Below are 14,131 nucleotides of genomic sequence, written 5' to 3'. Positions count from 1 at the left end.
ATATAAAAAAGGAACTCCTAATAGAGTTCCTTTTTTATTAGTGATTTAAATTCCCTTTTACATTAGATAAGCAACTCGAAATGATTACAACTACTACCCTACACGCCTCATTAAAAGAAAACTTTGGTTTTGAAAAATTCAGAACTAATCAAGAAGAAATCATTCAATCCCTTTTAGACGGAAAAGATACGCTTGCAATTATGCCAACTGGTGGGGGAAAATCAATCTGTTTCCAGTTACCAGCACTTTTATTTAATGGTATCACCATTGTTATATCGCCATTAATAGCATTGATGAAGGATCAAGTCGATAGTTTGAAAGCAAATGGAATTGCGGCATGTTACATTAACAGTAGTCAAACCGACGCAGAACAGCAAGCACATATTCAGGATCTGATAAATGGTACAACTAAAATAGTTTACGTTGCCCCAGAGAGTTTATCCTATCTCGATACTATTTTTAATTCTATCACCGTAAGTCTTATTGCTATTGATGAAGCACACTGTATTTCCTCTTGGGGACATGATTTTAGACCTGCTTACACGAATTTAGGATACCTTAAAAACCGCTTCCCTTCTACTCCAATATTGGCTTTGACCGCCACGGCTGATAAAGCGACACGTAAGGACATTGCAAAACAATTAAATTTAGACACACCGCAAGCATTTATTTCTTCTTTTGATAGAAAGAATTTAAGCTTGGAGGTTCGACCTGCACTTGATCGTGTGAAGCAAATTTTAGAATTTATTAACGACAAACCGTCTGAATCAGGAATTATTTATTGCCTTAGTAGAAAAACAACCGAGGAACTTGCTGAAAAGCTTCAAAAAGCTGGCGTAAATGCTAAAGCATATCATGCTGGTCTAGACATTAGTTTAAGATCATCTACGCAAGATGATTTTATTCATGACGATTGCAAAGTGGTCTGTGCTACTATTGCTTTTGGAATGGGTATAGACAAGTCTAATGTGCGCTGGGTTATTCATTATAATTTACCTAAAAATATTGAAGGTTATTACCAAGAAATTGGACGTGCCGGAAGAGATGGTCTACCATCAGAAACCATTTTATTTGAGAGTTACGGAGATTTGATTCAATTGCAAAAATTTGCGTCACAAGGATTAAATGCCGAAGTGCAACTCGCCAAATTGGAGAGAATGAAGCAATATGCTGATGCCTTAAGTTGCCGCCGAAAAATACTACTATCTTACTTTGGGGAATTAATTATAGAGAATTGTGGTAATTGTGATATTTGCAAAAATCCGCCTGCTTTTTTCGATGGTACGATTCTAACTCAAAAAGCATTATCAGCAATTAGTAGGCTGCAGGAGTCAGAGCCCTTACCTGTTATTGTCGATTTTTTGAGAGGTTCTAAAAACGCTTACATTTATGAAAAAGAGTATCAAAATCTAAAAACGTATGGCGTAGGTCAGGATTTATCTTGGTATGATTGGAATCAATATCTTATTCAGTTGATTAATTTGGGATATTGTGAAATTGCTTTTCATCAACAAAATAAAATCAGACTAACTCCTTTTGCTAGAAAAGTATTATTTGAAGGTGAAAAAGTACAATTAACAACAGTCCAAAAACCTACATTAGAGAAAATCGAAAGCAAAACTAAAAAAGGTAAAACAACAGCCAATTCCCTGTTTGAAACCTTACGAAAACTCAGGTATGCTATCTCTAAAGAGGAAGAAGTTCCTGCATACGTTATATTTAGTGATGCGGCTTTGCGACAAATGGAAACTAATAGACCGATGAGCGAAGACGAACTCATAGCTATAGATGGTGTTGGAAAAGCCAAACTCGAAAAATACGGACAGCCTTTTATAAAAGCAATAATCGATTTCCAAAAAAATAAGGGACTAAAACAAAAGAAAGAAGCTAGTACCTACAAAGAAACATTACAATTATACAACAGCGGCTTTACAGTTGATAAAATTGCTAGTAAACGAAAATTAGGTTTGAGCACTGTTATTTCGCATATCGCAAAACTGTACATAGATGGAGCCATAGACGATCTTTCTGCATTTGTTTCTGACGCTGAAATCACTACAATTAAAAATAGCCAAGTCAAATTAGAGCATCCTACAACACTAAAACCCTATTTCGACTATTTAGGGGAAAAAATAAGCTATGATAAAATAAGATTAGCACTCGCTTATTTAGAAAAAGAAAAAAATACAGTATCCTAAATGATAAAGTCATTTGAACCTATTGTAAATGAAAATACAAAAATTTTGATACTGGGAACTATTCCCGGACTAGCCTCATTAAAAAATCGGGAGTATTATGGAAATCCAAGAAACCATTTTTGGCAGTTAATTTACTCTTCTTATAATGAAGACTATAGTACAATTACTTTTAAAGATAAAATCGAATTTTTGTTATCTCACAACCTCGGACTTTGGGATGTTTTAAAAAATTGCGAACGAAGGGGAAGTTTAGATGTTGCAATAAAAAATCAAACCGAAAATGATTTTGAATCCTTTTTTAAAAAACACAAAAATATTGAAGCTATTATTTTTAACGGTAAAGAAAGTCACCGATTTTTCTTTAAAAAATATGGACAAATGCAAGGCATTACGTATCACATAATGCCTTCTACAAGTCCTGCAAACACGATGACTTTTATAAATAAACTAAATCTATGGTCAACAGCATTGCGTTAATTTATAAATAGCGCTCTTCAAATATTTTTTGATGATGTTTTTGATGTCCAATCAAAATAAATCCAATCGCACGTACCGAAACTGGGCAATTAGATGCCGTTCCTACATTCTTGAGTTGATCGATTGAGAAACTTTTAAACAGTGCTAATGTACTTTGACGAACAATAGATAATTCAGTCAGCAAACTTTGCAAGTGTCTATCAGCAGCATTTGTGTTCGCTACATAGTCGTTTTCATCATAACCAGGCAAACTAGTCTTGTCATTTCTTGAGATGCGTAGAGCTCGGTAGCTAAAAATACGCTCTGTGTCTATAATATGCTGAATGATTTCTTTGATGGTCCATTTCCCTTCCGCATAACGGTAATCAAATTTATCCATTGGAATATTTTGAACAAATTTTATAAATTCATGAAGACAAATTTCTAATTCCTCAATCATATTTGCATTGTCTGCCATCTGAATATAAGCAGCATAATAAGGCGCATATTCGGTATTATTTAATTCTATTGAAGTCATAATTTTATATTAAGCTGAATTTCTACTAGCGTTTGTGTTACCAAAAAGAGATCGCGTTACAATTTTTTCGTACACCTTGATCAACTCTTCATTAACAACTGATTCTTTATTTAATTCATTAATTCGCAACAAAGCATATTGCTGTATTGTTAACAATGGCAACACGATACGTTCTCTTATTTGAATAGATGCTATACCATCTGGATAGTTTTCCATTAACTCTTTGTGACCTGCTATTTTTAATAAAAGTCGTTTGGTTTCTAAGAACTCGTCATAAATAATTTGCCAAAATTCTCCAAATTCGGGATCGTTTTTCATGTAAGCTGTAAGCGGAAAAAAAGATTTTGCCATCGACATCATACTGTTCTCTAAAAGTGTTTTAAAGAACATGGAATCGTTATACAAATCTTGTACTTTATGCCACTGATCCGTTTCTTCAAAATGTTTCAATGCCGATCCTACTCCAAAAAACCCAGGTACATTTTGTTTTAATTGACTCCAAGAACCTACAAAAGGAATAGCTCTTAAATCTTTAAAATCGAGTTGAGCAGATTTACTCCTTTTAGAGGGTCGACTTCCAATATTTGTCTTAGCATAATATTTTAACGTGCTCATTTGCTCTAAATAAGGAATGAATTTTGGATGATTCTTGAAACTTAAATATTTAGTGTATCCTAAATTTGCCAATTGATCTAGTACTTCCTTATTAGCAACAGACAATTTGTTTTGTTCCTTACTGAATACATGATTTGTAACTCCTGCACTTAAAAGGTTTTCCAAATTATATCTGCAAGACTCTAAAGTTCCAAAATTAGAACTGATAGTTTGCCCTTGCACCGTGATTTGAATCTCATTATTTTCAATTTTTGGACCTAAAGAGGCATAAAACTTGTGCGTTTTACCACCACCACGCGCTGGCGGACCACCACGACCGTCAAAAAAGATCACTTTTACGCCATATTTTCTTGAAATAGCAGTAAGTTCCTCTTTAGCCTTATAAATACTCCAATTTGCCATTAAATAACCGCCATCTTTTGTTCCGTCAGAGAAACCTAGCATGATAGTTTGCTTCATTTCTCTTTGGGCTAAATGTTTACTATAAATGGGATTAGTATACAGTTGCTCCATAATCGCGTGCGCATTCAATAAATCATCTACAGATTCAAATAAAGGAATTACATCAACCGTTGGTTTTTCCCAATCATTTAAACGGATCATGGCAAAAGTTTCCATTACATTCAATGCACTTTCATTATTACTAATGATGTACCTGTTAGCTCCTAGTTCTCCATTATTTTCTTGAATAACTTTAATTGCTTGAATTGATTCAATAGTTGATTTTGTAATTTCGTTTGAAAAGTCAGTTGAATTCAAACTACCTTTTACATTAGAAAGTACCGCAATTTTTTCTTCCTCACTTAGATCGTAATAATTAGAAGGAAAAACACTTGAACTTGAATTAACATAAAAATCAACAATATCCTTAAAAACATCATCGTGAATTCTACTATTTTGACGAATATCTAGCGAAGCAAAATGGAATCCAAATAAGTTTACTTTGATTATTAAAGCATCTAACTGATCCAAGTACAATGACTGATGTTGATCAACTACAATTGTTTTAATCTTGTTTAATTGGGCTTTAAACTCCTCTAAAGTGATAAAGATCTCTCCTTTAGAATAGAAAACAGATCTATAAAGTTTATATTCAAGTTCTGATATCAAAGTGTCTACGTTATAAAACGTTAGCTTTCTTTTAAGGTTTCTAATTTCAATATAATAACACTTCAAAATAGAAGTTCGAAGTCGCTCTGCTACCTTTAGAGTAATCTCTGTTGTTACGAAAGGATTACCATCGCGATCCCCCCCAGGCCAAAAACCAAGTTTAAGTAATGCGTTTTGAATAGACTCTCCTTGGAACAGATTTTTTTGAAGGTAATGAACCATATCCCCCGAAGTTCTGTAGAAAACATTTTCCAAATACCATATTAAGCTAACGGCTTCATCAAAGGGATTTGGCTTTTCATTTTGAATAAATGGTGTTTTTCCTAACTGAGCCAGTAGCTCTTTTATATTTAATAAATTGTTTTGACGAATAGCATCTGTTAAATCATTTATGATTCCGAGCACTGATCCTGGATAAAACTGTGTAGGATGCGCTGTAAGCACGGTACGTACATTAAAATCTTCAAGGAACTCAATAAGTTCTGCCTTTTTACCTTTTGCCTCTGCTTTTTCTTTTATGTCACGCAGTGATCCTCGACCCTCCATATTATTCACAATCGAAAAAGCAGCATCTTCAACAGCATCAAACAAAACGATTTGTCTTTCTATGTACTGAATAAAACGAAACATCAAATCTATTTTATCTTTTTCATCGCTAGTTTGTAAGTACTTAATCGAGAAAAAGTCCATTATCTCTTTTGGAGTTTCTGATTTTTTAAAACCTTTCTCGCAAACTTCTGTAAATAAAGGCAACAAAACACCTGTATTGTCTATAGAATCAAACGGTAAGGTTATAAAAACGCTGTTGTAGATATTATATTTAGAAAGAACATTTTCATTAAAACGTTCTATTTTAGGAAGAGTATACATATTTTGTTACAGTTGGTTAGGTTTAGCTTAAAATAGTTATAAAAAAATAACCCCAAGAACTAACTTGAGGTTATATAGTAAAATATAGCATTCAAGTGCATTACATATTTTTAAAGATAGTGTGCATTAAACGCTTTTTGTCGTTAATGCTTTCTTCTAAAGAAATCATAGTTTCTGTTCTATAAACACCTTCGATATCATCAATCATAAAGATTACATCTTTAGCATGCTTCGTGTCTTTTGCTCTAATTTTGCAAAAGATGTTGAATTTCCCTGTAGTAACTGAAGCAACAGTCACAAACGGAATCTCATTGATTCGTTGCAAAACAAATTTAGTTTGAGAAGTGTTGTTTAAAAAAACACCTACATAAGCAATAAAAGAATAGCCTAACTTATCATAATCAAGGACTAACGATGATCCCATGATAATTCCAGCATCCTCCATCTTTTTTACCCTAACATGAACGGTACCAGCAGATATAAGCAGTTTTTTTGCTATATCCGTAAAAGGCACTCTCGTATTATCAATCAACATATCCAAAATCTGGTGATCTACTTCATCTAAACGGAACTTACTCATATTTCATTAATTAACATTATTAAAAGTTGTGTTTCAGTATAAAAATATACATAAAAAGAACAAAGTTATTAAAAAAATTACTTTTTTATTAAACCATTAACAATTTTTATGCTTTTATTTAAATAAAAATTAGCTTTTTGACTTAATTTCGGAATTCCACCATCATCATCCGAGTAAGAGCCTTCATTAGCATCGTATTCATAATGACCAAAGTAACCTTCCAGTTCTCCCATTTCTACTAAGTAAGCGTTAAAAGTAATATTATTCTCAACTAACTCTTCCTTATACTGAAATGCAAAATTCGTTATTTTTTCAATACCATCATAATTAATTCTGACCTTTTTATACATTAAATCATAAAAAACAACTTTATTTTGAGGAATATTCAAATAATCATCAATTCTATTAACAACTATATCGTTTTCGTACAGCGCAATAAAACTCGATAATAACGAAATAAATACAAATTTTCTTGTTTCTTCTCTCTCGTAATCATCTTGAAAATGACCTGCCTCAAATAAAATAGTTGGAGTGCCTAAAGACTGAAAGGTATCTCCGATGCAATTAATATTGAAGGAATCATCAAACCGGCCTACTTGACCGGGAATAAACTCTTGTAAACTATCATTTATTGCGGCTATAACGTTAATTGCTTTAGTCCTTGATTCATTTACTTCGCGCTCCACATTATAGGAAGGCGCCAAAAAAGACATTGTAGCTGGCTTTCCACTCTCATCAACACCAAAAATAGTGCGCTGATCATGTAAGTTATAGCAATAATCAGGCATAAAAGACTCGTAAGCAGCTCGTAAAGTCTTGCTTTCCGGTTGTGTAAGATCTTGAGAATCTCTATTTAAATCAACCTCATTGGCGTTTACTCGTGTGTACGCTTCAGCCCCATCAGGATTAAGCATAGGAATACAGCAAAAAGTAAAATGCTCTAGCAGTTTAGTTGCAAGATCAGATTTACCGTGTAATAGTTTTAAAAAATCGAACAAGCCTTTTGTTGTCGTGCTTTCGTTTCCATGCATTTGAGACCAAAGGTAGATTTTGATTTTTCCTGTACCTATAACGTATTTATAAATTGGTTTTCCTAAAACAGAACTTCCTATAATTGAAAGTTGATTATCTGTATTTAATCTTTGTAAAATAGGTTCTATTAAGTCTAAATTTAAGTATCTCCCTTTGATAGACTTTTCTTTATTATCGTAGAATAATTCTTCTAAATTCATAAGCTTATTATTGATTTACAAAAGTAAACATCTTTATTTTTACAATTGTAAACAGTATATTTATCTTCTTTTTTAATAATGTAAACAAATACAGGAACGGGAATTGGAATCGTTACCTACTCCTAATTAACAATTGTTACTATTTTATATTATTTAGTTTATATTATTTATTATCAATATATTAAAGATACTCATATAATCAATTACTTTTGTTAATTTACTTTATTAAAGATGATTTACATTTGTAAATGATGATGGGAACGCTTTTTTTGTTACATTTGTAATTAACTTCATAAATCAATTATTTACAATGGTAAACACTGAGGATTTCATTAAACGCTTAGAAATTATCTTGGATTATTACAGTCTAAATGCCTCTGGATTTGCAGATAAAATTGGTGTGCAACGTTCTAGTCTATCACACCTTTTATCAGGCCGAAATAAACCTAGTCTTGACTTTTTACTTAAAATTCTTGATGTATTTCCTGAGGTTGACCTCTACTGGATTTTAAACGGGAAAGGTAGTTTTCCGAAAAATAATGAAGTAATTGTAGAAAAGAATTTAAATACTCCTCCCACTGTTTCTAATACTGAAAATGAGATTGGCAATTTATTCTCGGATGATAAAAAAGAAAATACTACTAGGACTAATTTCGAAAAGACCGAAAAAGGTGCAGCTTCTCCACTTCAAAAAAACAATGAGAGCGAAATTGACAAAATTGTGATTTTTTATAAAAACGGTACGTTTAAAAGTTATAATCCTTGATTGATGAAAAATCCTAATTTTTTGGATTCAGCAGTTTACCTTCATTTCTTAATGAAGTACTCATTTGTTTAAATATGTTGTTCTGTAATTTGTAAATAGCGAGATATCATTTAATTCGGAACAGAATATCCTTTTTCTGGATTTTTTCCCTTTACCCCTTTATAATGTTGCAAAAGTATTTTGATTTCCTCATCAATATTTCCTGTAGGTAATAATGGATTCCCTAAGTTTACCTCTTTTTTTCCAAAATCAAAAGCAACGGGTACAATAGGAACATTTGCCTTTAAAGCGATATAATAGAAACCCGTTTTAAGAGTTGTTACTTTGTTTCTTGTGCCTTCTGGAGCAACTGCTAGTCTAAAGGTGTCTTTTTTGTCAAAAATAGCAGCAATAGCATCTACTTTATTTAATCCGCCTGCGCGATCCAATGGTGCTCCTCCCATATATTTAAAGTAAGGACCTAAAGGGAAACGAAATAGTTCTTTTTTGCCTACAAAATTCATTTCTAAACCTGTGATACCTCTCGTAAAGATACCTAAGTAAAAATCATGTGCACTTGTATGTGGCATAACCATTAGAACACATTTTTTTAGATTAGGGTCAATAGAACCAACTATTTTCCATCCCATCAATCTAAAAAAAATAAATTTGTAAATAAGTTTCTTCATTGTTCCAATTTTTACGCAAAATATATAATTTTAAACTTATTTTTGATTAAAACTGTAGTTGATGCTAAAAAAAATAGTAAGCTTCCTTTTCCCTTTAAAGATATACACTGTAAAATCAGCCGTTAGCAAATCGCTTGAAGTGACATGGGTAAATGGTGAATTAGTATTAGATTCAGAAAACACCAATTATTCCTACGGCAGTTTACAACAAATTTTAAAACATGGCTTACAAGCTATTGGATTTGAAAAGATCAGGAAAATGGATCATGTACTGCTTCTAGGTGTGGCTGGTGGTAGCATTTTTAAAACTTTGGTAGATGATATTAAATTTTCCGGAAAATTGACTGGTGTAGAGATTGATTCTGCTACAATCGAAATTGCCAATCAATATTTTAAATTAAATGAAGTGCCAAACCTTGAAATTATAATTGATGATGCTTTTGAGTATGTTTTAAAAACTACTGCAAAATATGATTTAATTGTAATCGATATTTTTCAAGACACGAATATGCCTAACTTTCTGTTTGAATCATTTTTCACCAAACGAATTTGTTTTTTATTGAGAAATAAAGGATTCGTTCTTTTTAATACCATGATTTTAGATAATAAAAGCAATGAACGAAATAAAAAATACCTATCTGATTTTAATGAGGCTGATTTTAGTATTCGTGCACTTCCTAGAGTTGAGCAACATAATGAACTCCTTATCATCGAAAACTTGAACTATTGATTTTTTATTAACTTTGACTATAAAATAAAAAGCCGCAATTCTACAATTGCGGCTTTTTTTATGGTGTTACAACTAAATCTATTTAGAGCTTAAGTACGATACAACATTAGTGTTGATGCGGTCGTCTATATTGTCTATGTTAGCTTTTATAAACTTTTCACCCAAGATTTTCTCATATAATTCAATATATCTTTCGGATACTGATTCGATATATGCCTCATTCATTTCAGGTATTGTTTGCCCTTCTTGTCCTTGAAAGCCATTTTCAATTAACCAACGACGAACAAATTCTTTAGACAATTGCTTTTGCTCTTCGCCTTTGTCTTGTCGCTCTTGGTATCCTTCCGCATAAAAGTAACGAGAAGAATCCGGAGTGTGAATTTCGTCAATTAAAACAATCTTTCCATCTTTCGTTTTTCCAAACTCATACTTAGTATCTACTAAAATCAATCCTCTACTTGCAGCGATTTCTGTTCCTCTTTGAAACAGTGCTCTAGTATATTTTTCTAAAACTACATAATCTTCCTCACTTACAATCCCGTTCGAAAGGATCGCTTCTCTCGAAATATCGGCATCATGTTCGCCATTCTCTGCTTTAGTAGTAGGCGTAATAATTGGTTCTGGAAATTGATCGTTTTCTTTTAAACCTTCAGCCATTGCTACACCGCAAATGGTTCGTTTACCAGTAGCATACTCTCTAGCCGCATGACCTGACAAATAGCCACGAATGACCATTTCTACTTTAAAAGGATCACACAAATGACCTACAGCAACGTTTGGGTCAGGCGTTGCAATTAACCAATTAGGAACAATATCTGCAGTTAATTCCATGAATTTAGTTGCGATTTGATTCAGAATTTGACCTTTATACGGAATTCCTTTTGGTAAAACTACATCAAATGCCGAAAGCCTGTCTGTGGCCACCATAACCAATAAATCGTCATTGATATTGTATACTTCTCTCACCTTGCCTCTGTAGACCGATTTTTGTTCTGGAAAAGTAAAGTTAGTTGTAGTAATTGTATTCATTGTTGTGTGTTATTGTTTTGGCAAAAATAGGTTTTTAGAAGGTATACACAAAATAGTGTCCCCACTTTTCAGCACCCGTTTATACTATTTTTCTAAAAGTGAATTATTGAATAAATTTAAAATTCGGCTATATTCATCTACCCATGAATAAGTTTCCTTAAATCCATGCGCTTCAACCGGGAAAGAGGCTAACGTCCAGTTTTTCTTTCCAAGTTCAATGAATCGTTGCGAAAGTCTGATAATGTCTTTGTACTCTACATTATTATCCACCATACCGTGTAACATTAGTAATTCCCCTTTTAAATTGTCAGCAAAATAAATAGGTGAACTTTTCTTGTATGCCAAAGGATCTGTCTCCGGGAAATTAAGAATATTTCCTGTATATCCGTGGTTGTAATGTGCCCAATCCGTTACAGAACGTAAAGCGGCACCAGCTTTAAACTCACCAGGTGTAGTTAGCATCCCCATTAAAGTGATAAAACCACCATACGAGCCACCATAAATCCCTACTCTATTGGCGTCAACATTAAAATTATCTACCAAGTATTTTTTTCCATCGATTTGATCTGACAAATCTTTTCCTCCCATAAAACGGTAAATACCCGTTCTAAAATCTCTTCCGTAACCATCACTTCCTCTGTAATCTATATCTAATACCGTATAACCTGCATCTGTCAATAAATTATGAAACATGTACTCTCTATGGTACGTACTCCAGTAATTATGCGCATTTTGTAAATAACCCGCACCATGTACAAAGATAATCGCCGCTTTGTTTGCATTGCTATTTTCTGGCTTATACAATCTTGCATTAACCATTGTTCCATCTTGCGCTTTGAAACTGATTACTTCTGGCGTTCGCCAAGCGTAAGCATTAAATTCTGGTGTTGTCGAAAAAGTGATTTGCTCCTGAATAGGATTCTTCTTATTATCGGCCACAAATAATTCCCAAGGTTTATTTTTATACGAATAGCGAATCAGTAATCTAGTTTCATCTGGAGACAAGCTTGTTTCATAAGCACCATCATTAGTCAATAAAGGCTGTAATTTAGCATCGGCTACAGCCAATTTGTATAAATTCCTATTTCCAGGATGAGTGGTGGTTGTAGTCAAGTAAAATGTTTTTTTATCTTTCGCTAAAATAACATCACGTACTTCCCACTTTCCGCTTGTAAGTTGTTGTTTTTTCTTGCTAGTAACATTGTACGTGTATAAATGAGAGTATCCTGATGCCTCAGATTGAAAATAAATAGTAGTATTATCTCCTAAAAAGCCTAAAGTTCCTGAACTGTAGGTGTAAGACGGTATACCTGGGCCACCTATCCAAGCTTCATCATGCTGATAATCAATTTCTTCAAACGTTCCTTCCGCTAAATTCAATTTTACAATCCAACGATCTTTATTATCTTGGCTTCTTATTTCAGTAACTGTAACTGAACCGTTTTCGTTATAAGTTGGTTCTTGAACGTAAATTAATCTTTCAGTCTTTTCTTTGTCCTTTAGATTATCATACAATTTGTAGTACTCTGGAGTGTCTTTTATATGACTTAATTTAGAAAAATTAATGTAGTAAACAGAATCCTTTAGTATTGAGTAAACACCAAACTTAATTGGTGTCAAATTAGCTTCAGAAACTTTTCTCTTAGTATCGGGTGATTTATTGTAACCATCTGCGGTTATAAAAACTTCCATTTTCTCACTTTTCAAATCGGTTGGCTCTGCGGCATTAAATGTCAAATAATTACCATTCGGATTTGCTTTTAATCCCTGAATATTGTTTTTACCATAAAAGTATTCTTTTGGAAAATCTGATTTTAATTCATCTGATTTTTCTTTATACCATTTTCTACTCGCTTCTTGATCTCTAACAAAAAGAAAAAGTTCTTTTTGCTGTGTTTTTAAAAATGATTCAGCTTCAACTTCCTCCTTGGATGCTTTACCACTTTTGAAATTTGACAGTTGCACCAAAGTTCCGTTTTTAGTATTGAACTTCATCATATTACTATTTTGCTCAAAAAATAGAATACCATCTTCCTGAGCTAATTGTAAGTTGGATACTGAACTACTTTGTTGAATGAGTTTTTTAGATATTTTCTCTTTAATCGCATAGCTGTACAAAGCACCTTTGACAATATAATAGGCTATATTAGAACCAGGCTTCATGGTAAAATTTAATCTTGAAAAAGCAGCTTCTTGAGACGAAACTATTTGGGGTTTTTTATTGTTTTTATCTACAAAGTAAGTGCTCGATCCAATTTCGTTTTTTGGATTCCAATCAAAGTAAATTTTTTGGCCATCAATAGACCATCTCTGATTCGAGGGTTGATTCCCTATGAATCCATCCCCTTTCATAATTTCCTCAAGTTGCAATTTTTGACTTTGTACAGCCACACTGAAAGTCAATAAGAACAGAATAATAATATTTTTTTTCATAACGTTAGTAAAGTTTTTCGATATTAAATATTGGTTAGTTTTAATTTATTTTTAGTTTTTAAGAAATTACTATACAAATACTTAGCTACTCCATCTTCACTATTAGATTGAATAGTCTCTAAGTGCGATAATTTCATTTTTAAACTATCAGGCGCATTATTCATTAATAGTCCCTTAGCTGTAGATTTTAGCATTTCTTCATCATTATATCCATCCCCAAACGAAATAGCTTGATTGAAATTTAAATTTTCAATTTCTAAAATTTTTGAAATTGCTACACTCTTATCAACTGATTTATCCATAAATTCCAAACAGTGAGGTAAGCTAAAAGCATGATTAAATAAATCAGAATGAGTTGCCACAATACGGTCACGAAGCGCTATCAATGTACTGTGTTTTTCATGCGTAAAAAATACTTTTATGGCCGTATAATCTTGAAGTGTGTCAAAGTCTACAATTTCAGGAATGTAATTCATTTTGGTTTGAAAGCTATTGACCTTAGGGTTGTCTTTACTTGTTTGCCAAACCGTTTCTTTAAAAAGCACCGTTGTTATCTCTGGACTGCGCTCTAAGGAGAGTATGGATTTTACAGCCTCACTTTCTATATTCGTAGCATACAGTAGTTCACGATCTGGAGAATGAATTCTAGCTCCGTTAGAAGTTACTAAATAAGTAGGAAAGCCCAGTGTATCAACTATTGGTATTGCATCAAGATGGTGTCTCCCCGTAGCAATAATTATAAGATATCCTTGTTCGTGCATTTCTTGCAAAACAGTTTTTGTATATGCTCCTATTGTGTGGTGTTCATTTAATAAAGTTCCATCTAAATCGCTTATGATAACCTTTATATGTTTGTTCATTATGCTATTTTACTTTTATTTATTTCCTCAAATTTATTTTAATTCT

Annotated in this window: 12 protein-coding genes; 4 read left to right on the top strand and 8 right to left on the bottom strand. The window is 32.7% G+C overall.

Going from position 1 to position 14,131, the window contains the following annotated elements:
- The first annotated feature begins 80 nt into the window (after window positions 1–80).
- Together recQ and H8R22_RS10460 are read left to right on the top strand one after the other, a co-directional pair.
- Window positions 81–2,198 carry a DNA helicase RecQ gene (recQ, locus tag H8R22_RS10465; protein WP_187010328.1) on the top strand — a complete coding sequence of 706 codons (2,118 nt, stop codon included), beginning with the start codon at window positions 81–83 and terminating at the stop codon, window positions 2,196–2,198.
- On the top strand, window positions 2,199–2,675 hold the full coding sequence (locus tag H8R22_RS10460; RefSeq protein WP_187010327.1) for a DNA-deoxyinosine glycosylase: 477 nt from the start codon (window positions 2,199–2,201) through the stop codon (window positions 2,673–2,675).
- Window position 2,676: 1 nt separating this feature from the next.
- Here H8R22_RS10460 and H8R22_RS10455 read toward each other — a convergent pair whose 3' ends face one another.
- The 4 genes from H8R22_RS10455 to H8R22_RS10440 form a co-directional block, all read right to left on the bottom strand.
- The gene (locus H8R22_RS10455; RefSeq protein WP_187010326.1) at window positions 2,677–3,192 is read right to left on the bottom strand and encodes a DinB family protein; all 516 of its coding nucleotides are present in this window, start codon (window positions 3,190–3,192) and stop codon (window positions 2,677–2,679) included.
- A gap of 9 nt (window positions 3,193–3,201) precedes the next feature.
- The gene (locus tag H8R22_RS10450; protein ID WP_187010325.1) at window positions 3,202–5,787 is read right to left on the bottom strand and encodes a phosphoenolpyruvate carboxylase; all 2,586 of its coding nucleotides are present in this window, start codon (window positions 5,785–5,787) and stop codon (window positions 3,202–3,204) included.
- Between the two features lie 100 nt (window positions 5,788–5,887).
- Complete coding sequence (locus H8R22_RS10445) at window positions 5,888–6,367, bottom strand: Lrp/AsnC family transcriptional regulator (protein ID WP_132109674.1); 480 nt, start codon at window positions 6,365–6,367, stop codon at window positions 5,888–5,890.
- Window positions 6,368–6,444: 77 nt separating this feature from the next.
- Entirely contained in the window at window positions 6,445–7,599 is a 1,155-nt protein-coding gene (locus H8R22_RS10440) for a M14 family metallopeptidase (RefSeq protein WP_187010324.1), read from the bottom strand.
- A 310-nt stretch (window positions 7,600–7,909) separates the two neighbouring features.
- Between H8R22_RS10440 and H8R22_RS10435 the strand changes: the two genes are divergently transcribed.
- Window positions 7,910–8,365, top strand: coding sequence for a helix-turn-helix domain-containing protein (locus tag H8R22_RS10435; RefSeq protein WP_187010323.1), 456 nt, complete (start codon window positions 7,910–7,912; stop codon window positions 8,363–8,365).
- 110 nt (window positions 8,366–8,475) lie between these two features.
- On the opposite strand, the gene H8R22_RS10430 is transcribed toward H8R22_RS10435, so the two are convergent.
- Complete coding sequence (locus H8R22_RS10430; RefSeq protein WP_187010322.1) at window positions 8,476–9,033, bottom strand: 1-acyl-sn-glycerol-3-phosphate acyltransferase; 558 nt, start codon at window positions 9,031–9,033, stop codon at window positions 8,476–8,478.
- A 61-nt stretch (window positions 9,034–9,094) separates the two neighbouring features.
- Between H8R22_RS10430 and H8R22_RS10425 the strand changes: the two genes are divergently transcribed.
- Window positions 9,095–9,763, top strand: coding sequence for a spermidine synthase (locus tag H8R22_RS10425; RefSeq protein WP_187010321.1), 669 nt, complete (start codon window positions 9,095–9,097; stop codon window positions 9,761–9,763).
- A 78-nt stretch (window positions 9,764–9,841) separates the two neighbouring features.
- On the opposite strand, the gene H8R22_RS10420 is transcribed toward H8R22_RS10425, so the two are convergent.
- The 3 genes from H8R22_RS10420 to H8R22_RS10410 all read right to left on the bottom strand — a co-directional run bounded on the left by H8R22_RS10420 (window position 9,842) and on the right by H8R22_RS10410 (window position 14,085).
- On the bottom strand, window positions 9,842–10,792 hold the full coding sequence (locus tag H8R22_RS10420; protein WP_187010320.1) for a phosphoribosylaminoimidazolesuccinocarboxamide synthase: 951 nt from the start codon (window positions 10,790–10,792) through the stop codon (window positions 9,842–9,844).
- Window positions 10,793–10,876: 84 nt separating this feature from the next.
- A complete protein-coding gene (locus H8R22_RS10415; protein WP_187010319.1) occupies window positions 10,877–13,225 on the bottom strand; it encodes a S9 family peptidase in 2,349 nt (782 codons plus the stop codon).
- A 23-nt stretch (window positions 13,226–13,248) separates the two neighbouring features.
- Complete coding sequence (locus tag H8R22_RS10410; protein ID WP_187010318.1) at window positions 13,249–14,085, bottom strand: Cof-type HAD-IIB family hydrolase; 837 nt, start codon at window positions 14,083–14,085, stop codon at window positions 13,249–13,251.
- Window positions 14,086–14,131 lie beyond the last annotated feature (46 nt).

It is taken from the genome of Flavobacterium kayseriense (assembly GCF_014305095.1).
GTDB classification, from domain to species: Bacteria; Bacteroidota; Bacteroidia; order Flavobacteriales; family Flavobacteriaceae; genus Flavobacterium; species Flavobacterium kayseriense.
This window is presented reverse-complemented; position numbering and strand designations above follow the sequence as displayed.